21 protein-coding genes and 1 pseudogene are annotated in these 19,820 nt (G+C 55.5%); 6 read left to right on the forward strand and 16 right to left on the reverse strand.

Annotated features, from left to right (window positions below; all coding sequences use genetic code 11):
- Positions 1 to 296: 296 nt before the first annotated feature.
- Positions 297 to 1,178 (forward strand): helix-turn-helix domain-containing protein, encoded by an 882-nt coding sequence (locus tag KHA84_RS02085; RefSeq protein WP_213421744.1) that lies wholly within the window; start codon positions 297 to 299, stop codon positions 1,176 to 1,178.
- A 151-nt stretch (positions 1,179 to 1,329) separates the two neighbouring features.
- Here the strand turns inward: KHA84_RS02085 and glsA are convergent, their stop codons facing one another.
- The 8 genes from glsA to KHA84_RS02125 all read right to left on the reverse strand — a co-directional run bounded on the left by glsA (position 1,330) and on the right by KHA84_RS02125 (position 7,882).
- On the reverse strand, positions 1,330 to 2,259 hold the full coding sequence (gene glsA, locus KHA84_RS02090) for a glutaminase A (RefSeq protein WP_213421745.1): 930 nt from the start codon (positions 2,257 to 2,259) through the stop codon (positions 1,330 to 1,332).
- A gap of 300 nt (positions 2,260 to 2,559) precedes the next feature.
- A complete protein-coding gene (locus KHA84_RS02095; RefSeq protein WP_213421746.1) occupies positions 2,560 to 3,114 on the reverse strand; it encodes a M15 family metallopeptidase in 555 nt (184 codons plus the stop codon).
- Positions 3,115 to 3,197: 83 nt separating this feature from the next.
- Positions 3,198 to 3,992, reverse strand: coding sequence for a glutamate racemase (murI, locus tag KHA84_RS02100; protein WP_213421748.1), 795 nt, complete (start codon positions 3,990 to 3,992; stop codon positions 3,198 to 3,200).
- A 139-nt stretch (positions 3,993 to 4,131) separates the two neighbouring features.
- A complete protein-coding gene (locus KHA84_RS02105; protein WP_213421750.1) occupies positions 4,132 to 5,109 on the reverse strand; it encodes an ABC transporter permease in 978 nt (325 codons plus the stop codon).
- Entirely contained in the window at positions 5,087 to 6,016 is a 930-nt protein-coding gene (locus KHA84_RS02110) for an ABC transporter ATP-binding protein (protein WP_213421752.1), read from the reverse strand. Before KHA84_RS02110 ends, KHA84_RS02105 begins: the two co-directional genes overlap by 23 nt.
- The gene (locus tag KHA84_RS02115; RefSeq protein ID WP_213421754.1) at positions 6,000 to 6,722 is read right to left on the reverse strand and encodes an ABC transporter ATP-binding protein; all 723 of its coding nucleotides are present in this window, start codon (positions 6,720 to 6,722) and stop codon (positions 6,000 to 6,002) included. Before KHA84_RS02115 ends, KHA84_RS02110 begins: the two co-directional genes overlap by 17 nt.
- The gene (locus KHA84_RS02120; RefSeq protein WP_213421756.1) at positions 6,719 to 7,081 is read right to left on the reverse strand and encodes a GntR family transcriptional regulator; all 363 of its coding nucleotides are present in this window, start codon (positions 7,079 to 7,081) and stop codon (positions 6,719 to 6,721) included. The genes KHA84_RS02115 and KHA84_RS02120 overlap by 4 nt, the downstream gene beginning before the upstream one ends.
- Positions 7,082 to 7,882 (reverse strand): hypothetical protein, encoded by an 801-nt coding sequence (locus KHA84_RS02125; protein ID WP_213421758.1) that lies wholly within the window; start codon positions 7,880 to 7,882, stop codon positions 7,082 to 7,084. It abuts the gene before it with no gap.
- 445 nt (positions 7,883 to 8,327) lie between these two features.
- Here KHA84_RS02125 and KHA84_RS02130 point away from each other — a divergent pair.
- Positions 8,328 to 8,780 (forward strand): annotated as a pseudogene (locus tag KHA84_RS02130) (transposase); the annotation flags it as partial.
- Positions 8,781 to 8,969: 189 nt separating this feature from the next.
- On the opposite strand, the gene KHA84_RS02135 reads toward KHA84_RS02130, so the two are convergent.
- A complete protein-coding gene (locus tag KHA84_RS02135) occupies positions 8,970 to 9,704 on the reverse strand; it encodes a sulfite exporter TauE/SafE family protein (RefSeq protein ID WP_125903676.1) in 735 nt (244 codons plus the stop codon).
- Positions 9,705 to 9,872: 168 nt separating this feature from the next.
- Here KHA84_RS02135 and KHA84_RS02140 point away from each other — a divergent pair, with 168 nt between their 5' ends.
- Entirely contained in the window at positions 9,873 to 10,415 is a 543-nt protein-coding gene (locus KHA84_RS02140) for an RNA polymerase sigma factor (protein WP_236823086.1), read from the forward strand.
- Entirely contained in the window at positions 10,402 to 11,082 is a 681-nt protein-coding gene (locus KHA84_RS02145; RefSeq protein ID WP_213421764.1) for a hypothetical protein, read from the forward strand. The genes KHA84_RS02140 and KHA84_RS02145 overlap by 14 nt, the downstream gene beginning before the upstream one ends.
- 52 nt (positions 11,083 to 11,134) lie before the next feature.
- Here the strand turns inward: KHA84_RS02145 and KHA84_RS02150 are convergent, their stop codons facing one another.
- Positions 11,135 to 12,088: a hypothetical protein gene (locus KHA84_RS02150; RefSeq protein ID WP_213421765.1), complete on the reverse strand. Its 954-nt coding sequence runs from the start codon at positions 12,086 to 12,088 to the stop codon at positions 11,135 to 11,137.
- A gap of 122 nt (positions 12,089 to 12,210) precedes the next feature.
- Between KHA84_RS02150 and KHA84_RS02155 the strand changes: the two genes are divergently transcribed.
- The gene (locus tag KHA84_RS02155; RefSeq protein WP_213421766.1) at positions 12,211 to 12,618 is read left to right on the forward strand and encodes a hypothetical protein; all 408 of its coding nucleotides are present in this window, start codon (positions 12,211 to 12,213) and stop codon (positions 12,616 to 12,618) included.
- A gap of 103 nt (positions 12,619 to 12,721) precedes the next feature.
- Here the strand turns inward: KHA84_RS02155 and KHA84_RS02160 are convergent, their stop codons facing one another.
- From KHA84_RS02160 to KHA84_RS02185, 6 genes are all read right to left on the reverse strand, one after another.
- Positions 12,722 to 13,201 (reverse strand): acyl-CoA thioesterase, encoded by a 480-nt coding sequence (locus KHA84_RS02160; protein ID WP_213421767.1) that lies wholly within the window; start codon positions 13,199 to 13,201, stop codon positions 12,722 to 12,724.
- A 209-nt stretch (positions 13,202 to 13,410) separates the two neighbouring features.
- On the reverse strand, positions 13,411 to 14,454 hold the full coding sequence (locus tag KHA84_RS02165; protein WP_213421769.1) for an ABC transporter ATP-binding protein: 1,044 nt from the start codon (positions 14,452 to 14,454) through the stop codon (positions 13,411 to 13,413).
- Complete coding sequence (locus KHA84_RS02170; RefSeq protein WP_213421771.1) at positions 14,451 to 15,530, reverse strand: ABC transporter ATP-binding protein; 1,080 nt, start codon at positions 15,528 to 15,530, stop codon at positions 14,451 to 14,453. Before KHA84_RS02170 ends, KHA84_RS02165 begins: the two co-directional genes overlap by 4 nt.
- 11 nt (positions 15,531 to 15,541) lie before the next feature.
- A complete protein-coding gene (gene opp3C / locus KHA84_RS02175; RefSeq protein WP_213421773.1) occupies positions 15,542 to 16,594 on the reverse strand; it encodes an oligopeptide ABC transporter permease in 1,053 nt (350 codons plus the stop codon).
- On the reverse strand, positions 16,591 to 17,523 hold the full coding sequence (gene opp3b, locus KHA84_RS02180) for an oligopeptide ABC transporter permease (protein WP_125903684.1): 933 nt from the start codon (positions 17,521 to 17,523) through the stop codon (positions 16,591 to 16,593). The genes opp3C and opp3b overlap by 4 nt, the downstream gene beginning before the upstream one ends.
- A gap of 94 nt (positions 17,524 to 17,617) precedes the next feature.
- Positions 17,618 to 19,270, reverse strand: coding sequence for a peptide ABC transporter substrate-binding protein (locus KHA84_RS02185; RefSeq protein WP_125903685.1), 1,653 nt, complete (start codon positions 19,268 to 19,270; stop codon positions 17,618 to 17,620).
- Between the two features lie 130 nt (positions 19,271 to 19,400).
- Here KHA84_RS02185 and KHA84_RS02190 point away from each other — a divergent pair, with 130 nt between their 5' ends.
- Positions 19,401 to 19,763 (forward strand): DUF3899 domain-containing protein, encoded by a 363-nt coding sequence (locus KHA84_RS02190; protein WP_213421774.1) that lies wholly within the window; start codon positions 19,401 to 19,403, stop codon positions 19,761 to 19,763.
- Positions 19,764 to 19,820: the final 57 nt, after the last annotated feature.

The raw sequence follows: 19,820 nt of genomic DNA on the forward strand, positions 1-19,820 counted from the left end.
GACAGCCGTCCGGTGTCGGGAAAGCCGCTGAATCAGATTCATCGAAGCGGATAGGACGAGGGAGTCAATGACTGAATCCGGCAGGTCATGCACCTGTGCGATAACAACTTCTGACAAACGGACGGAAGTTTTAGTTCGGTTCAGTTCCAGTTTCATGCTTCCTCAATCCCTTCTTCGTGGCTTGGATGGCAAACATATTTTCGTACAAAGTTGACAAACTGCAGAAATTTTCCGTTACTATAGAGATAGGACAGCCGGCATCCGGCTGTACCATTTGCCAAAAGGGTGATGGACAAATGAATCAGATTCGCCTCGGTATGGAAATCCGGAAATGGCGGAAAATCCGTAAGATGACCCAAAAACAACTGGCAGACGGCATTTGTAATCAATCGGAAATCAGCCGCCTGGAAAAAGGTGACTCATATCCGAGTATTGACACACTCCAAGCAATCTCAGTTAAACTTCGATTGCCTCTCTCTTACTTTTTTGAGGTGCTCATCCATGATGATTTTGAAGCCAAGGAGAAGATGCTGGATGATGTAAAGGCCTTTTCTTCTAAAAAAGATTATGAAGGGCTTTACCAATACACCGAAGAGTTGCTGAATAACGGTAAATTCCTCCACCCTGAACTGAAAACTTACTTAGAGTCCTATTATTACGTAAGCCTTTATTACCTGAGAAAACATGATTATCGTTATTGTGTCACCGAACTATATAGATTGACGGACATAGAAGTAAACGGCATGGATGTTCTATTGAAGACTCGTATCAAAAATGCAATCGCGATAATTCTTGCAGAGAATAATAAGCATGATGAAGGCATGAAAATCTTTAAAGAAATTCTTCAAGAACAGGTTGCAGCTGAGGAATATGACAAAATGCGAATTACTATCCTTTACAACGTAGGCAAAACTCAATATGTCTTAAATGAATACTACGAGGCTTTAGCAACTACGGAAGAAGCTATAGGACTCTCCATTAGATATCGTGACATGTCCATCCTCGGCCAGTTGCATTATCAACAAGCTCAAATTTTAGAAGAATTGCAGCGGCCAATTGAGGAGATCCGGGCCAGTTATCAGAAAGCCCGCTTCTTCTTCGAATTACTAGGCCTCGACTACTACAAAAAGATATTGGAAACGAAGAAAGGCGAGTATCTGACTCCTGTACAGGTCTGAATCTTTCCTACCTACTACTCTACACACTTTTTAGCAACAGAAATATGCACTTACGCATATCGACGTTTTTTTTGGATTTTCTTTCGGAAACGAGGAAAAACGGCTGCTTTCCGCCTTTGTTTCAGGGCGGGAGCAGCCGTTTTTCGGTTTGTCAGAACATGCTGAGGTCGTATTTTTTGGACATTTTCTCCATCAGGTCCCATCCGGCGACGCTGTTGCCGCGGTCGTCGAGGGCGGGACCGAAGATGCCGATGCCGCAGCGCTGCGGGACGGATGCCATGATGCCGCCTGAGACACCGGACTTGGCCGGAACGCCGACGCGGATGGCGAATTCTCCGGAGGCGTTGTACATGCCGCATGTGACCATGAAGGTTTTGCAGATGCTGGCAACCCGCGGCGGCAAGATCATCTCGCCGGTGGCCGGGTGCTTGCCGTCCATCGCCAAAAGCAGCCCGACTTTGGCGAGACCGGTGCAGTTCAGCTCGATTGCGCACTGCTTCGTGTAAAGCTCGATGACCGTCTCCACATCTTCCTCAATGATGCTGTGCTGTTTCAGATAATAGGCCATCGATCGGTTCAGATCGGCGGTCTCGAGCTCGGACTGAGCCACTTCCTCGTTGTAGCCGACGCCTTCTTCACCGATGATGAGCTCGGTCAGCTGGATCAGCCGCCCAAGCCGTTCCTCGATGCCATCACCCTTGATCATCGACGAAACGGCGATGGCGCCGGCGTTAATCATCGGGTTAAGCGGCTTGTGGGGGGCGATCGTCTCGAGCTTGATGATGGAGTTGAAGGGATCTCCAGTCGGTTCCATGCCGACTCGCTGGAACACGTATTCCTCTCCGTTGTCGAGGAGGGCGAGTGCAAGCGCGATCACCTTCGATATACTTTGGAGCGTGGACTTCGTCTCAATGTCCCCCGCGGAATAGCAGCTTCCATCCGGAAACGCCATTGCGACGGAAAGTGAGCTCAGGTCCGCCTTGGCCAGCGCGGGAATATAGTCCGCGACTTTCCCCTCTATCGTATGTACTTTCGACTCCTTTACCAGCTGGTAAAGCTCTTCGTCGGAACGGCAATCCATGGCAGTTCACTCCTTTAAATAATGACATCCTGCCGACAGTTTACCCGTTCATGCCCCCATCAAGCCAGCCGTTCGTTGCCGGGCTTGCGGGCTGATGATATAATGAAGCTGAATTGCCTGCAAAGGAGTGGAGACTAACATGTGGTTCGTTATTATCCTGGCCATCTTATTCGGATTTATCAGCATCGGTATGATTGCAGGCCTTGTCCTGACTTTCACTGGCAGCAACGACTGATTCCGGACTTAAAAAGGGACTGTTCCGCGCATCGGCGTACGCCGGTTTGCGGAACAGTCCCTTTTCTATTCGGATTTTCCCGCCATCACTTCATACTTGTCGGTGTCTTCCGGCCGCCAGCCGGCGTCAAGTTCGGAAGTGGACAGGCCGAACGTCATCTGCAGATGCGGATAGTCCTTGAAGCCACTCCAGTCTCCGCCCCATTCAAAGCCGAGCTCCTTGGCGATGTCCGCGACTTCGAACCAGTCGCTTTTTCCGTTGCCGTTGCCGTCGTAGCCGGTATCCCAGACCAGGCGGCCGTCCGTCGTCCGGATTGCGTAGTCAATTGCAAGTCCGTAGTTATGATACGACTGGCCACCCCTTGCATGGGTGACGACGGGTCCGTAAGTGGTTCGGCCCTGTGCGAAAAGTTGATCCTGCTCGTCGTGGGACCGGAAACCGTCGGTGACCTCGATTCGGATCCCCTGCTTCGCGGCCAGGCCTGCAAGCTCTTCCGTCTTCTGCCCGACAATCGGATGGAGGCCTTCCGGAAGCGGACGCGTCTCCAGTTCTTCACGAAAATCAAGTTCGCGCTGAACAAACATCCACATCCCGGCCGCCACCACCGCAGCGATCACCATGCCTGCGACATTGCCTGCCAGGACGACAGGGTGCTTTTTCCTGTTCTTCTTTCCGATTCCGGAAGCCTCCCTTCTCTATAGCCTCAGAACCCAGTTTCCGCATGCCGGACAACCGGCAGTCTGACAGGTGTCCATTTCTTTACTTTATCCTCAAAATCCGTGACGCTCCCCGTGGTGCAGAAAAGGTGCTCCCCTTCAGGCACAACTGCCAGTTCACCGTTTTCCCTCAGCACGCCGGCAGCTTGTGCGACTGTCGCACGGGCCGGGTCGACCAGGTTTACGTCACCCCGCCATACACGGCGGATCTGCTGCTCGGCAAGCGGATAGTGGGTGCAGCCCATCACGAGCGTGTCCACCCGTTTTTCGCGGAGCGGCCCCAGGTACTCTTCCAGGGCTTCCGTGATGGCTACTTCCGGAGTTTCTTCGTTCTCCAGATAAGAGACGAGTTTCGGACAAGCCTGTTCATGGACATCAAGGCCGTCCCGATTTTCCAGAATAGTCTTCCAGTACATGTGGGACTCCACCGTCCTCTGGGTGGCGATAACGCCGATCCGCCGGTTCAGCGTTGCATGGGCGGCCATCTCGGCACCCGGCTCGATAACCCCGATGACAGGGACGTCCATCCTCTCTTTAAGCTCGTCAAGCATCAGCGCCGATGCCGTGTTGCAGGCAACGATGAGCATCTTGAGCTCGAACTGTTCCAGAAAACGGATCACACCAAAAACGAGTTTTTTGATTTCATCCGCACTCTTATTGCCGTACGGGCAGTTTCCGTGGTCGCCCACATATATGATCCGTTCATCGGGCAGTTGGCCGAACAATTCATTGGCGACAGTCAGCCCCCCGCTTCCGGAGTCGATAATTGCTATTCTTTTCATCATCTTAACCCTCTTACTTATCTTTTTGCTTCATCACAAAAAAGCAAAATAGAATGATCCTTCCATTGTAACGCATCCGGCGCCGTTTGGGTTCCCTGAAGCCAAAAAACGGCCCCTTCCGTGATGGAGGGGCCTGCTTTCACGCGGTGACGTCCCGCTTTGAGAAGACGAGATAGCTGACGAACAGGAACACGACGGCGTACGCGCCGAGGACCGCAGCGGCAAATGGCAGGGTCACGTCTTCGATGAACGTCATGCCCTGTGCGAGTGCCACGAGATCGTGGGAGAAAAACAGGTACTTGGCGATTTCATAGCGGCTCAGCAGCGCCGAAACCGTGTTGCCGGTAAAGAAGATGAACAGCGACAGTCCGATGGCGAGCGCTCCTGAACGGAACACGCTGCCGATCATGAAGGCGAACGTCGTGTAGACGATGATGTTCACAAAAGCGAGGAACAGGTGATAAAGCGTCAGCGCCCATACCGAGACTTCAGTCACTTCCCCGCCCTGCACCGCCAGCTCCGTTCCTCCGTCCGCAGCAAACAGGAGATACGACATCACGACCGAGACCACAAAGCCGACCAGCGTGAGCAGCGCACCAAACAAAGCCGTCGCCGCAAACTTCGAGGTAAGCACTTTCCACCTCTTGACCGGGCGGGCAAGAAGCATCTTGATCGTCCCGTCAGAAAACTCTGTTGCGACGATGCCGGCAGCGACAATAATGGCGAACAGCATGGCAAGCGTGGCGATGCCCGATGAGTCTTTGATCATCTGCTGCCGGCTGTAGCTGCCGTGTGGCTCCACACCTTCCGCAAGCCGGTACTCCACGATCTGGAGTTCTTCTTTCAGCTCTGCCTCGCGGGAGTCGGAAAGGCCGGGGGCAGCGAGCTGCGCGGAAATGTCCGCGCGCTCTGCTTCTGCCATCATGCGCCAGTCCGGCGCGTCCGCCTGGCCCTCAGCCGCGACGTCTCCGCTTTCTGCACGGTTCCCTTCCGTTGTGGAGATCCACTTGGTCAGGCCCATCATGCCGGCAATACCAACGACGAGAAGAATGGCCATGACCCATGTCGCTTTTTTGTTCCAAAGCTTCATCCATTCATTTTGCAACAGTTTCAGCAATCTGTCCGCCTCCCGTCATTTCGATGAATTCATCTTCGAGCGTCTTCCGGTGAGGACGGACCCCATACAGATCGAGGCCGCCGGCAATTACGCTTTTTGCGAGTTCCGGCATCCGCTCCGCGCCTTCTTCGATGATGAACCCGGCTCCGGATTCGACCGGCTTGTAGCCCTTTGATTCGAGAACGGCCTTTAGGCGGGACGCCGGCTGCGCTTCGATGTAATGGTGCGGCTGTGTCTCTTCCTTCATTTCCCGGATGTCGATCAGCTTGCCGTTCTGGATGACGGCGATCCGGTCGCACATCAGCTCGATCTCCGAAAGCAGGTGGCTTGAGACGAAGATCGAGACGCCCGCTTTTTCCGCGAGACTCCGGAGATACGCCCGGAATTCCCGGATGCCCGCCGGATCAAGGCCGTTTGTCGGTTCATCGAGGATCAGGAACTTCGGATCATGCAGCAGTGCCTGCGCGAGGCCGAGGCGCTGGCGCATGCCGAGCGAATACGTGCCGACTTTCTCATGAATGCGCTTCTCGAGACCCACTTGGCGGACCACTTCCATGATGCGGTCCGTTGTCACGCCCCTGTGCATGCGGGCAAAGTGGACGAGGTTCTTGTAGCCGCTCATGTATTTGTACATCTCCGGGTTCTCAACGATGACGCCGATGTTGGACATGGCCGCCTCGAAATCGTTCTGGACGGACTTGCCCGCGACGAACACCTCGCCAGAAGTCGGCTTCATAAGCCCCGCCATCATGCGGATCGTCGTCGTCTTCCCCGCGCCGTTCGGCCCGAGGAACCCGGTCACCTGGCCCGGATAGAGCTGCAGGTTCAGGTCATCGATAATTTTCTTTCCGCGTATCGTCTTCGAAAGGTGCTTGAGTTCTACTATCGGCTCAGCGTGGTTTGCCAACCGGTTCACTTCCCTTTTCGTAGAGTGTGCGCATATATGCGGCCAGGCCGCCCGGATGCGCCATCCGGATGTCTTCCGCTTGGTCATGGGCGGCGATCCGCCCATTTTTCAGTACCGCGATTTCATCGAGGAGCGGAGCGACATCATGCAGCTCGTGCGTTGACATGATGACGGTCTGCCGCTCCGGATCGGTAAATCGGATCAGGCCTTTTACAATCGACTCCCGGACCATCGGGTCAAGTCCCGAGAACGGCTCGTCAAGCAGATAGGCATCCGCTTCCCTCCCTAATGTTGCTACGATCTTGGCCCGTCCCCGGTTTCCTTTTGACAGGTTTTTCAGCTTGGTTTTCCGGTCGACATTCAGAAATTCTGCTGCTTCAAGCGCTTTTTCCATCGAGAAGTCCGGGTACTGGGACTCCTGAAAGCGGAGCAGCTCATCTGCTGTAAAGTACGAATAATACAGATCGGCATCCGTCATATAGGCGATCTGACGTCCCGCCAGCGTCCGGGTGATCGGCTGGCCGTTCAGCAAGACTTCCCCCGAGTCCGCTCCCATGACGCCCGCCAAGATCTTCAGGAGTGTCGATTTGCCGCTTCCGTTTTCCCCCGCAAGACCGATGATCTTTCCCTGCCCGAAAGTCGCGGTCACACCGTCCAGCGCCCGGCGCCGGCCGAATGACCGGGTCACCCGCTTGATCTCGATCATCGCTCTCTCCTCCTCGTCATGGACTCCGCAATTTCTTCTTCCGTGAAGCCGAGCGCCTCGATGTCCCGGATAAAGTCATCGATCAGCTGCGCCTTCTTCTCCTCTCTCAGCCGTCCGAGCCGTTCCGCGTTCTCCGTGACGAACGTTCCCTGGCCCCGCTTCGTTTCGGTAATGCCCATCCCCTCCAGCTCCTTGTACACACGTTGCATCGTATTGGCATTGACGCCGGCCTCGACCGCGTATTCTCTTACCGAAGGCAGCTTTTCTCCCGGTTGCAGGACACCCCGTATCAGGTCGCCCGTAATCCGGTCGATCAGCTGCTGGTAGATCGGCTTATCCGGCAGAAAGTCAAAACTCATTTATCGCGCCACCTTCCGGTTAAAGATAGAGATGGCGAGCAGCACGCAGAAGGCGGTCTCAATCACGGCAAGCAGCATGCCGCTTGCCGAGACTACGCCTGTGATGTCCAGCGCCCAGTCATTGATCTGGTTCAGCTTTTCCGAATACCTGAACGGCACCTCGCCGTACCCGGCAAGTTTCTGGTACGGTCCCCATGATGTGATTTTGTCCCAGATATAAAAAGTTCCGATGAACAGCGCGCCTGTTATCACGATGGCGATGACCCTGTTGGCTTTTTTCAGCCACTGATAGATTGTCCAGAACAGGAATCCGAGTGCCATCTGGATGACGCCGAGGAAAAGCGATACCGATCCGATCTCCCCCATGAATCCGAGGAACCAGCCCGCCGGCACACCTTCCGGCAGCCCGGAGCTTCCGCTGAAGATGAGGATGAAGAGGTTTGCCAATGCCAGCACACTAAAGACAAGCAGCATGGACACGACCGTCATCAGCACGGCGAAAAACGCCTTTGCCCCGATCAGTACTCCGGATGGCGCCGGGGTATGCAGCCAAATATCCGGGCGTTTCATGTCAGTCGTCAGGCTGATCAGCAGACTCACGGCCGGCATGTAGCTGAGTGCCACCATCCACAAGCCCATGATGATTGCGGCAATATTCATCACCGGGACGTCAGGCACCACATAACGCTGCACCAAAAACGGCGCCACCCCGATGCTCAGCACGGCGGCGATGACAAGAAGCGCCATCCCTGGACGTGCCAGAACCCATTCTTTCCACAAGAGCCCTTTCCATCGGCTCATAAAACTCCACTCCTTTGGTTTGCATTCGCATACCTGTGTATTAGTTACATAGTACACTGGTATTCGGGAAATGTGCAAGGCTTTCATGGAGATTTTTAGAAAAAGTTGGTTTTCAAATTAAAAGCGCCAGACCCGGGGTGGGTCTCAGACTGTAGACAAAGTGAGTGTAATGCTCCTTTGTCTGCAGTTTTTTCTTTTCCTGAAAATCCTCCGGATTTCCGCTGCGGGCCCTCGCTTACCGCGGGCGTTGCCTTAGCCGGCGCCAGTACGAAGACTGGCGTCTGTGCGCATCGCGAAGCGTTGCGCAACATCCTGCGGGGTCTTCGGCTAACGCTTTTCCCGCAGGTGTCTCGGGCCCTCCGCTTCAATCCGCCATATGGCTTATTGAGGCAAACGGTACCTGTTTATATAATCGAGTTAACAGACTACAAAACGGGTGATGAACATGTTGTCAAAATCGAATGGAACCAATCGTGATCAACTGGAAATGGTCTCGCTTGATGAGATGGTCCCGGAGGACTATCTGGTCAGGAAACTCGAGAAAGCCATCGACTTTTCGTTCATTTATGACCTTGTCGAGGATCTGTACTCGGACCGTGGCCGCCCCGGCGTAGATCCGGTTGTCCTCATCAAGCTGCCATTTCTCCAGTACACCTTTGGCATCCGTTCAATGCGTCGGACCATCGAAGAGGTCAATACGAACCTGGCTTACCGCTAGTTCCTGGGCTTCGGCTTCTATGATAACGTGCCACATTTTTAGACTTTCGGTGAGAACTACGAACGGCGTTTCAAGGACACGGATCTATTTGAACAGATCTTCTACCGGATCCTGAAACAGGTGGCGGACCGTGGGCTGCTCCGGGCGGAGCACGTGTTTATCGACTCTACTCACGTCAGGCGAATTTCTTGCTGGACCTGGGAGTCACCGGAACCGGCCTGAAGGACGGACTTCCAACGGCCACTCCCGGGGACCAGACACGCGTTATATCCATAAAAATGACAAAACGGACCCAGAAAGACTTCTCCTGGGTCCGTTTTGTCTACAGTCTGGCCAGACCCGGGGTGGGTCTGGCATCTTTTTTACACCTTATAAAAAGTTCTCCGCCGCAATCTCGACGATCAGCAGAAGTGTGACCAACCGCAGTATCGGCTTAATGAACCGCGGATTGATTTTTTCGGCGATGTGGACGCCGACCCGTGCGCCGGTCAGCGAGCCGAGCATAAGTGCGATGGCAACCGGCCAGATGATGTGGCCCGATGTGATGTAGCCGATCGCCGCTCCGAATGCGCTTGAGAACGTGGCGACACGAACAAATCCGATCGCCCGGATATAGGAAATGTTCAGGTGGCCAAACAGCTGCAGGAGAATCGTCGCCTGGCCGGGCCCGAACAGCCCGTCATAAATGCCGACGCCGAACAGGCTCGGAATGGCGGTCTTGCTTGGCGTCAGCTTCGCATCCCCGCTGAAGTCCCCTTTTGAGAGGAAAGAAAAGATGAATGCCACGATCAGCAGCACCGATGCGACCGTCAGCATCGTCCCCTCGCTCAGCCCGTTTGCGATAAATCCGCCGGCAAGCCCGCCCGAAAGCGACACCGGCATGATCCAGTACAGTTCCCTAAAGGAGATTTTCTTCTTCAGGAGGACCGTCAAAAACGTCGAAAGCGAACTGACTGTATTGGAGATCTTGCTCGCCCCGACCGCGGCGTGGACCGGTATGCCGATCAGGAGCATCGCCGGCAACGTAATCAGCCCGCCGCCTCCGGCAAGCGTCCCGATCGTCACCGCCACGAGCCCGATAAAAAACAGCCCGATGTATTCCATCACCGCACCTCCCTCTTTAGTTGGTAATATTAGTATACGATGAGTTTTCCGATAAGAAAATTAGATTGTTTTTATGTATTAACATAAGTGTTTATTATCGACGAAGGTGAGTCCGGAAAGGATCGGCATCCGTCTAATCATTGAAAAGGAGGTGAGCGCTTGGACATCATGGCACACAGTCCCGCTGAAACAAGCGCGGGGCACCGCGAGCTGTTCGACAGCCTCGTCCGCCTCCATGCGGACGAGCTGAAGCGGCTCGCTTATATCTATGTCCACGACCGTGCAGAGTGCGAGGACATTGTCCAGGAAGTGTTTATCAGCTGCTACAAGAACCTGGGGAACTTTAGGCATGAATCTGAATACAAAACGTGGCTGATCCGGATCACCATCAACAAATGCAAAGACCATCACCGGAAATGGAGTATCCGTAACCTGGTCTACAAACCGGTCATCAGCCTGTTCAAAGCCGGCCCTTCCGCTGAAGAAAAGCTAATCGGCCGTCACCACTCCATGGAAATGATCGGCCGGATTTCCGCGCTCCCCGCGAAGTACAAGGAAGTGCTGATCCTCTATTATTATCAGGACATGGGCGTAGCAGAGATTGGCGAGGTTCTGGACATGAACGTCAGCACCGTCAAAACCAGGCTTCAGCGCGGCCGGGAATCCCTGAAGCGCTCACTGGAAAGGAGCGAGGAAAATGGATCCGTTTGATCGAAAAGTCTCAGCGGAGTTGAAACAGTCGGTGGAAAGCGACATACACTTCACGGCACGTGAGGAAGAAAGACTGTACTCCGCCATTCATGAAGGGAAGAAGCAAAAGGCCCGCCCGCTCTATTGGGTGGTCGCAGCAGCAGCAATCGCCCTTTTCCTCCTTCTCGGGGCTTCATTCCTGATGTCGGATCTGGCTGAAGTGCCATCGGCATCCTCTGAAACAACCCCTCCGGATCCGTCCATTACGCACACAGATGTCAGTCCGGGGAAATCTACAGCCGTACTGGCGGATGACGGGCTCTGGGAAGAACTTAAGAACGTTGAACTGACTTCCCGTGAGATTAGCCGGAGCGAACGGGCGACCAGCTATGAATTCACGATCGTGAATCGCTCTTCCATCCGTCTTGTCGGTCTCCGGCTGTATGCGAGCTATGACCGGAACGACAACAATCAGATTCAGGGCAATCCATTCCGTGCTTCCCTGTTCTCCGACCGGGAACTGGCGCCGGGCGAAACGCACTCTTTCACAACGAGCCTGCCGTCTGCTGTTTTCCGCGAGGACAAGGTGAATTTGAACAGCCTCACCCTCGACCTGGAAGGGTACGCCGGGGAAATGAAGCCGGAGCGTTATTTCTCCATTGGCCGATCCGAAAGTGTTGCGGAATAAGTCAACGCATGAAAAGCACCCGTGGCCTGAGTGATCCCGGGTGCTTTGGTGATTATGAAAGAATAATTTCCCGCTCCCGCGCGGCGAGACGTGCAATCTCTTCATCGGTCCGTGTCAGCCGGTCACGGAGTTCCCGGAGCACACGTTCGACATCTGCGAGGACACGGTCCAGCTCGCCTTTTGCTTCCGTGATCCGCGAGTGGACCATCCAGTCGGTGAACATGTTGTCGAAGAAGAAGTCCGTGAAATTCAGGAAGTCTCCCTTGTTGACCGTCAGGCGCTGCTGGTCAAATTCCTCAACGTCCGCGAGCTCCGACTGGAACCGGCGCAGCGCGCGCTGCGCGCGGTGGATCTTGTCATCGGAGCTGTTGATGCTGGAATACTTCATCGCCGTGACAATCATCCCCCCGCCGAGGAACGTGTCCCACATCGACATCCCTTCCGCATTGCCGAGCTGGCTCATCGCGGACTGCAGCACCCGGCCGGCATCCTGGCCTGCGTGGATCGCTTCCTCAATTTCCCTTCGCAGTGACTGGAGGCCCGCCCGTTCGTCGGCCACCTGCTGGAGCTTCCTGACTGCAGTTTCGTCGTTGTTGCGCATCCACAGTTCCTTTTCCTGAACGAACGCTTCCCAGTCGTCATCGAGGAACTCATACTCCGGCCGGTCGAGCTCAGCCTTTAGCGCGGCCGTTTCTTCTTCCAGGTCCATGAGCACTTTCTCTGCCTCATTGAACTTCAGCTCGGCTTCCGCCGCCTCGTTTAGTTCCTTTTCCATGATTTCATCCATCTTGCCGGTCAGCTGGCGGAACTTGTTGGCGAACGAAAACTGGCCAAGCTTGAGAACGTCCTGCTGCTCTTTAGTGAGATGGGCCTTTAGCCGGTCATAATTGCGTCTGGCCTCGGCGCGCTCGGCCTCTTTTGATTCATACCGTTTTTTCATCCGGTCCCGCTCCGTCATGCGCATCCGGAGCTCGGTCTGCCTGTCGTAGATTTCTTCCCTCATCATTCCAAGCACCCCCTGATTTACCTACGATTTTATCACTCTGAAGTTTCATTTTCCCATTTCTTGACGAACATCAACGTCTTTTTGACAGAATTGCGGTACGCTTTTGCAAAGAGGTGATGGAGATGGCCCGGAAAACTCTGGTGATGCTGCTCGTGCTGCTGATTGCGGGATGCGGCCGGGAAGCCGGACCGCGCCTGCTTTCCCACCCCGTTCCTGATCAGCAAGTGGCTTCTTCCCTTGCCGGAGTTTCTTTGGAAGTCCTGGACGTCCGTCCGGCTGAAGGCCGGCATGAAATCGTTTATGAACTGTTGAACCTCAGTGATGAAGCACTGGGTTACGGCAGTTATGCGGCGCTGGAGAAAAAGTCGGCAGGCGGCTGGCATGGCGTCATTTATTCCGACGCCGTGTTTTACCGGGATCCGGGGTTCAGGGATTCGGGAAAGATGCTGCAGCCGGGCGGAGTGGAGCGGATGACCTTGGATACCGAGACCTCGGCATCGCGCTTTCGCCGGGTGCCTATCGGCTCGTGAAAACCGTATTTGGAACTGATAGCTTGGAGCTATCCATGGCGGCCGAGTTTGAGATCCAATAAAAGCCGTGCGGCGGGCAATTCCCGCTGCACGGCTTTGTCTGTCATGAATGCTTGATCTGCTGGCGTTCATGCCGGTTTGCCCGGCGCGCAGGGCCTTTGTCGAACAGCGCTTTTTCCGCTTTGGTCTCCGGATAAACCGGGGAGATCGGCGTCGGCTTGTTTTCTTCATCCATCGCGACCATCGTGACGAACGATTCGGTCGTCAGCTTGCGTGCACCGGTGACGATATCCACCGAGTGCACCTGGACAAACACTTCCATCGACGTCCGCCCGGTCGAGCACACAACGGCTTCAATCTCGAGCACATCCCCGACTCTCGCAGGCGAAACAAAGTCCACCGAGTCGATCGACGCTGTGACAACTGCCGCTCCGGCATGCTTCATCGCGGCGATGGCGGACATCTCATCAAGATAAGCCAGCACCTGGCCGCCGAAAATGGTTCCGTGATGGTTCGTGTCCGGCGGCATGACGAGTTTCGTCGTTCTCGTCCGCGACCGGCTCATCGGAATCGCTTCTGACATATGGCAACACCTCTTCTGTCCGGACCACTATCCGGTTTGGTACGCACCAGTATACCCGAATAGGAGCCGGGATGCATCGCCCAAAGAAAGTGTCCGAATTCTTTATTTCAAGTTGCAGGGCCCTTGTTGCAAATCGCAGGGCCTTGTTGCAACTACGCTCCTCCTATTCCCCAAAAGAAAACTCCCCGGCGCGCCGGGGAGTTTCGCCATCAAACGGTTTTCGTTTCTTTGCCTTCCTTCGCCATGATTTCCGGGTCGTACAGGTGGCAGGCGACGGAGTGGCCGGGTTCGACTTCGCGGAATTCCGGGTCGATTGCCGCGCAGCTGTCCATCGCGAACGGGCAGCGGGTGCGGAACCGGCAGCCGGACGGGATGTCGGTCGGGCTCGGGACGTCGCCTGACAATATGATCTGCTCGCGGGTGCGTTCCTTTTCAGGATCCGGCAGCGGAATTGCCGACAAAAGGGCCTGGGTGTACGGGTGGAGCGGCTTTTCGTACAGCTCTTCGCTCTCGGCAAGCTCGACGATCTTGCCGAGATACATGACGGCGATGCGGTCGCTGATGTACTTGACCATCGACAGGTCATGGGCGATGAACAGGTAGGTGAGCCCGCGCTCTTCCTGCAGCTCCTTGAGCAGGTTCACAATCTGGGCCTGGATTGAGACATCAAGTGCCGCGATCGGTTCGTCGGCGACGATGAACTTCGGCTCGACCGCAAGCGCACGCGCGATGCCGATCCGCTGACGCTGGCCGCCGGAGAATTCGTGCGGGTAGCGGCCGGCATGGTTCTTGTTCAGGCCGACCAGCTCAAGCAGCTCATGGACGCGCTTTTCACGGTCCTTCTGGGACATATTCGGATTGTGGATGACAAGGCCTTCAGAAATGATTTCGGAAACGGTCATCCGCGGGTTCAGCGACGAATACGGGTCCTGGAAAATCATTTGCACATCGCGGTTGATGCGCTTTTTCGTCTTTCCGGCCAGGCGTCCTTTCAGCTTCAGGCCGTCAAAGTGGACCTCGCCGTCTGTCGGCTCATAGATCCGTGTGAGTGTCCGGCCGACTGTCGACTTGCCGCATCCGGACTCGCCGACAAGGCCGAGCGTCTCGCCTTTTTTGATGGAAAAGCTGATGCCGTCAACCGCCTTCAAGACGGTTTTCCGGTTAAGGCGAAAATGCTTTTTCAGGTCGTTCACAACAAGCAGGTCGTCCTGCCCGGCATTCCTGGTGTGTTGTTCTTTTAATTCGTGTGTCATACCGGTACTCCTCCCGCTGCGTCGATTGCTGCCTGGTCGGCGGCAATCTCCGACGTCTGGCGGCCCTGCCGGATCACTTCCGGCACATGGTCTTCCGGCGTGCGCTCATCCTGCAGCCAGCATCGAACAGCCTGTGTGCCGCTCACTGCCGTATAGTCCGGATGGTAGTCGTGACACACCTTCATCGTATACGGGCAGCGCGCGGCAAACGGACAGCCTGTGCCGAGCGTCGCGGGATCCGGCGGAGAACCCGGGATCGGGATGAGCGGCTCGGTGCGGGGCGCGTCCAGGTTCGGCATCGACCGGAGCAGGCCGAGCGTGTACGGATGCTGCGGACGGTAGAAAATCTCATCCAGAGTGCCCTGCTCGACCACTTCCCCCGCATACATGACTGCGACGCGGTCGGCCATGTTGGCCACGACACCGAGGTCGTGCGTGATCAGGATAATTGCAGTGTCCATTTTTTCCTGGAGTCCGCGCATAAGCCGGAGGATCTGTGCCTGGATCGTCACGTCGAGCGCCGTCGTCGGTTCGTCCGCGATCAGGACCCGCGGGTTGCATGCCAAGGCGATTGCAATGACGACTCGCTGGCGCATCCCCCCGGAAAACTGGTGAGGATATGCATCAAGCCGGTCTACGGCGTTTGGGATGCCGACCAGTTCAAGCATTTCCTTGGCCCGCTCGCGGGCCTGCTTTTTCGTCAGATTCATATGGCGGGAAAGCCCCTCCATGATCTGCTTGCCGATTTTCATCGTCGGGTTCAGCGACGTCATCGGATCCTGGAAGACCATCGAGATGTCCGACCCGCGGACGTTCTGAATCTCTTTCTTGGAAAACTTCAGGAGGTCTTTTCCTTCATAGAGGATTTCCCCCTCCGGGATGACCGTGTTTTGCTTGGGCAATAGCTGCATGATCGACTTCGCCGTCACCGACTTTCCGGAACCGGACTCGCCGACGATGGCGAGCGTCTCCCCTTTTTTCAGAGAAAAGTTGACGCCCCTGACTGCCGGGACCTCGCCGTTGCGGGTCTTGAATGAAACATGCAGGTTGTTGACTTCAAGGATGTGGTTGTCCATTTTTTGACCCCTCACTTTCTCATTTTCGGATCGAGCGCGTCGCGCAGTCCGTCTGCCAGCAGGTTAAAGCAGATCATGACCAGGCTGATGACGACCGCAGGAATAAGCAGCTTGTACGGGAACGAACGGATGGCATCATAGCCGTCCTCAATGAGCACCCCGAGCGAGGCGAGCGGCGCCTGCAGCCCAAGGCCGATAAAGCTCAGGAACGCTTCGAAGAAGATCGCCGTCGGGATCGTGAACATGACGGTGACGATGATCGGACCCATGACGTTCGGGAGCAGATGCTTTCTCATCAGCCTGGAATCCGAGGCGCCGAGCGTCCGTGAGGCGAGGACGAACTCCTGCCCCTTCAGCTGGAGCATCTGGCCCCGGACGACCCGTGCCATTCCGACCCAGCCGGTGATGATCATCGCCAGGATGATCGACCGGATCCCCGGTTCGAGGATCAGGATAAACAGGATGATCACAATCAGGTTCGGGATTCCGGTAAGGACCTCGATGATCCGCTGCATAACGTTGTCGATGCGGCCGCCGTAATAGGCGGAGATGCCGCCATAGATGACCCCGATGACGAGATCAAGGAACGCTGCGACAAGCGCAATGAAGAGGGAAATCTGCGTCCCCTTCCAGACGCGGGTCCACAGGTCACGCCCGAACTCGTCGGTGCCGAACCAGTAGTTGGTTTCGACCCCGCGCTGGGCGTACTGGTCGACGCCATTCACGTCTTTCCCGTCAAAGCCGAGCCATTCAAGCCCCGCAACTTTCGGCGGGAGGTTGGAGTGCGGAATGTGCTGTTCCCGGTATGTGAACTCATTCATCGAAGGGCCGATCAGCGACATGGCACCGAGGATGATCAGGAGAACGAGGGACACGACAGCGCCCTTGTTTTTGAACAGGCGCTCCCTCGCCTCTTTCCAGAAAGTCGGTGCGGGCGCCGCCAGCTCCTCCCGTGCCGTTGCGTCAAGGGGTTGCGGGACGAACAGGTCCGCGGACGGTTCCGCCGGACGGTCTTGGGTGCGGAGATTCTTGTAGTCTCCGTCATTCGGCTGGATAGTCGTCATGCCTTGCTTCCCCCTTTCAGGTCAATCCGAGGGTCAAGCAGGCCATACAGCACATCGACGACGAAGACGACGAAGATGAAGAGCGCACTGTAAAGCAGCGTGATGCCCATGATGACGCTGTAGTCGAGCACGAGGATCGACAGCGTGAACTGCTCGCCGAGCCCCGGGACACCGAAGATCTTCTCGATGACGAGGGTGCCCGTCATGATCGAGACGGCGAGCGGGCCGAGCATCGTGACGACCGGGATGAGGGCATTCCGGATGACGTGCTTCCAGATGACGCCGGACTCATTCAGCCCCTTGGCCCTGGCCGTCGTGACATAATCCTGCCCGAGCACCTCGAGCATCTCGCTCCGGATAAACCGGGCGACGGTCGCGATGACTGTCACGGACAGCGCAAGCGACGGCAAAATGGTGCTTTGGTAGTTTTCCCACAGCGCGACCGGCAGCCAGCCGAGCTTGACGCCGATGTAGTACTGAAGAAGCGCCGCGAAGACGAATGACGGGATCGACATGCCGAGTACGGCGATGGTCACCGAAACATAGTCAATCGCGGTGTTGTGGCGGAGTGCGGAAATAATGCCGAGCACAAGGCCGATGATCGTACCGAACACGAGCCCCTGCAGGCCAATCATCGCGGAAGGTCCAATCCGGTCGCCGATCATGCTCATGACGGTACGGCCCTGGTACTGGAATGAATAGCCGAGATCTCCCTGGATCAGGTTGCCGATATAAGTGAGGTACTGGATCGCCACCGGCTTATCGAGCCCATATTTCGCATCGAGTATGGCCCGCTGCGACTCGGTCAGCTTTTCCGCGTTCGAGTATGGCGTGCCCGGAAGAAGCTGCATGAGCAGGAACGTCGCGGTCACGATGATGAACAGCGTGATTACGGCATAGGCAAAGCGTTGTATTAGATAGCGTTTCATGATGTCGGTCACCTCGCTTTAGATGGGTGCGGCTGAATACACGAAAAGCGGGGCCGCACCAGTGGCTCCCCGCTTGTCTGCTGCTATAAAAGGATTACTTGACCGATGCCCACTTGAGCGAGAGGTCCGCGCCAGCCGGGTGGATGACGAGATTCTCGATGCTCGGGCGAGTCAGGTACGTATTGCCCCGCTGGTAAAGCGGTGCGACCGCGGCATCTTCTTCAAGAAGGACCTTCTCGATTTCGAGGAGGGTCTTGTAGCGGTTGCTGAGGTCCGTGTCCGTGCGTGCTTCGGCTACAAGCTCATCCAGCTTCGGATTGCTGTAGTCCATCCGGTTTGCCGAGCTGCCGTCCACCCACATATCAAGGTAAGTCATCGGGTCGGCGTAGTCAGGACCCCAGGTCGAAAGTGAGAGATCATACTCGATTGCCTTCTCGATTTCGAGGCGCTGGGCGAACGGAACCGCCTTCAGCTCAAGCTTGAACCCTGGCAGGTTGTCCTCCAGCTGTGCCTGCAGGTATTCGCCTACTTTCTTCATTTCATCGGTGTCAGCAATGTTCAGGGAAACGGTCAGGCTGTCGACGCCTGTTTCTTCAAGGCCTTTTTCCCAGAATTCCTTCGCTTCTTCAGCGGTGCCTTTGTTGATGTCGCCGTTCAGTTCGCGGTAGTCCGCACCTTCAGGAGATGTGTAGAAGCCTTCTGGCACAACGCCGTAAAGCGGCGTGGAGCCGTCTTTGAGGATGACATCGGTCAGGCCGTCACGGTCGATCGCCATGTTGACTGCGCGGCGGATGTTCGCATTGCTCAGCACTTCGTGGTTGTGGTTAAAGCGCAGGAACACGATGCCGGACGCTTTCTCGTTCGTGAATCCTTCATTATCCTTGTACTGGTCGACGAGGGAAGACGTAAGCTTCACGCGGTCGACTTTCTCGGTTTCATATAGGTTGGCACCGGACTGTGGGTCTTTGACGACGACAAACTCGGCTTTGTCGAGCTTGACGTTTTCGGCATCCCAGTAATCTTCGTTCTTTTCAAGTGTCCAGCCCTGCTCCTGCTGCCATTCGGAGAATACGAATGGGCCGTTTGCGAGAACGTTTTCAGCTTCAAGCGCGTACTGATCGCCCTGCTCTTCGACGAATGCCTGGTTCTGAGGCAGGAAGGTCGCGAATGCGAGCAGTGTCTCGAACAGCGGGTTCGGCGCTTCGAGTGTGACTTCAAGAGTCTTTTCGTCAATTGCCTTGACGCCGAGTTCATCGGCATCCTTTTCTTCGTTCATGATTGCTTCGGCGTTTTTGATGCCTGCCGTTACGAGCATGTAGTTGTACGGGCCGGCTTCACGCATGACGCGCTTCCAGGCATATTCGAAATCCTGGGCCGTCACAGGCTCGCCGTTGCTCCAGTTCTGTTCGCGCAACGTGAACGTGTGAACGGTTTCATCTTCGTTTTTATCGTGCTTTTCGGCCATTGCCAGTTCCACATCGTTTGACTCATTCTGGCGGTAGAGCCCCTCGTTGATGTTGTTCAGGACGTTGAAGGCGATCGAGTCGTGCGCCTTCGTGGAGTCCATTGTCGGGATGTCCGATCCTTCGCTCAAGGTGATCACCTGTGCGGAGCTGCCGTCCCCTTCGGCGCTTCCGCCTTCCGCATCGCCGGATGCCTCATCACCGGAGCCGCTGAAGTTGCAGCCCGCAAGGATCAATGCCGCTGCGGCCGGAGCCATGAAGCGAGATACCCACTTTTTATTCATGCCATTTCCCCCTCGTCTCTATCGAAATGTAATTCTATTTTACGTATACTACGGATATATAGCAATATCTTTTTTCACAATTTAGATAGTTTAAATCGTTCCTAATTTTAAGCATGAAAGAAGGGCAGACATGAATCGACGTTATGTGCCGGTTATTTTCGTCATCCCCCCGATGTTTGTCGGTTGGTCGTGGATGACACGCACCCCGGATCCCATCCGGGCCGCAGATCTGCTATTTTGGACAAGCATTCTGATTATGCTGGCGGGCGGCATTCTTTACATTGCCAGGCATGATGTCACAGAGACTTTCACAAGAAACTGGAGAAAGTTCTTCCGCTCGCTGAACAGGAAAGAAAGCTACATCAAGGAAACAGAAGGCAGGAATAAAGAACCTGAGTTCAGGAAAGCCCCTCTCCCTTACCGTCCGGTGCTTCTGTTCGGACTGTATTTGTTTACCGTGAGCATCCTCGCTTCTATCCTTGCAATAGATTAAGCATGTTGGTTTCCGCGTCTATTTCCCGGGAAATATGTCGGTTGGCGTCGACAATTG

The sequence above is a fragment of the Bhargavaea massiliensis genome (assembly GCF_018390575.1).
Taxonomy (GTDB): domain Bacteria; phylum Bacillota; class Bacilli; order Bacillales_A; family Planococcaceae; genus Bhargavaea; species Bhargavaea massiliensis.

Bases quoted from the DNA above. Each gene is read 5' to 3' on its own strand.
- KHA84_RS02125 (WP_213421758.1), bottom strand. From the start codon at position 7,882: ATGAGCCGATGGAAAGGGCTCTTGTGGAAAGAATGGGTTCTGGCACGT.
- KHA84_RS02155 (WP_213421766.1), top strand. From the start codon at position 12,211: ATGGCCCGGAAAACTCTGGTGATGCTGCTCGTGCTGCTGATTGCGGGA.
- KHA84_RS02150 (WP_213421765.1), bottom strand. From the start codon at position 12,088: ATGATGAGGGAAGAAATCTACGACAGGCAGACCGAGCTCCGGATGCGC.
- murI (WP_213421748.1), bottom strand. From the start codon at position 3,992: ATGAAAAGAATAGCAATTATCGACTCCGGAAGCGGGGGGCTGACTGTC.
- glsA (WP_213421745.1), bottom strand. From the start codon at position 2,259: ATGGATTGCCGTTCCGACGAAGAGCTTTACCAGCTGGTAAAGGAGTCG.
- KHA84_RS02095 (WP_213421746.1), bottom strand. From the start codon at position 3,114: ATGGTGATCGCTGCGGTGGTGGCGGCCGGGATGTGGATGTTTGTTCAG.
- KHA84_RS02170 (WP_213421771.1), bottom strand. From the start codon at position 15,530: ATGGACAACCACATCCTTGAAGTCAACAACCTGCATGTTTCATTCAAG.
- opp3C (WP_213421773.1), bottom strand. From the start codon at position 16,594: ATGACGACTATCCAGCCGAATGACGGAGACTACAAGAATCTCCGCACC.
- KHA84_RS02140 (WP_236823086.1), top strand. From the start codon at position 9,873: ATGGCACACAGTCCCGCTGAAACAAGCGCGGGGCACCGCGAGCTGTTC.
- opp3b (WP_125903684.1), bottom strand. From the start codon at position 17,523: ATGAAACGCTATCTAATACAACGCTTTGCCTATGCCGTAATCACGCTG.
- KHA84_RS02135 (WP_125903676.1), bottom strand. From the start codon at position 9,704: ATGGAATACATCGGGCTGTTTTTTATCGGGCTCGTGGCGGTGACGATC.
- KHA84_RS02085 (WP_213421744.1), top strand. From the start codon at position 297: ATGAATCAGATTCGCCTCGGTATGGAAATCCGGAAATGGCGGAAAATC.
- KHA84_RS02190 (WP_213421774.1), top strand. From the start codon at position 19,401: ATGAATCGACGTTATGTGCCGGTTATTTTCGTCATCCCCCCGATGTTT.
- KHA84_RS02115 (WP_213421754.1), bottom strand. From the start codon at position 6,722: ATGATCGAGATCAAGCGGGTGACCCGGTCATTCGGCCGGCGCCGGGCG.
- KHA84_RS02165 (WP_213421769.1), bottom strand. From the start codon at position 14,454: ATGACACACGAATTAAAAGAACAACACACCAGGAATGCCGGGCAGGAC.
- KHA84_RS02145 (WP_213421764.1), top strand. From the start codon at position 10,402: ATGGATCCGTTTGATCGAAAAGTCTCAGCGGAGTTGAAACAGTCGGTG.
- KHA84_RS02120 (WP_213421756.1), bottom strand. From the start codon at position 7,081: ATGAGTTTTGACTTTCTGCCGGATAAGCCGATCTACCAGCAGCTGATC.
- KHA84_RS02160 (WP_213421767.1), bottom strand. From the start codon at position 13,201: ATGTCAGAAGCGATTCCGATGAGCCGGTCGCGGACGAGAACGACGAAA.
- KHA84_RS02185 (WP_125903685.1), bottom strand. From the start codon at position 19,270: ATGAATAAAAAGTGGGTATCTCGCTTCATGGCTCCGGCCGCAGCGGCA.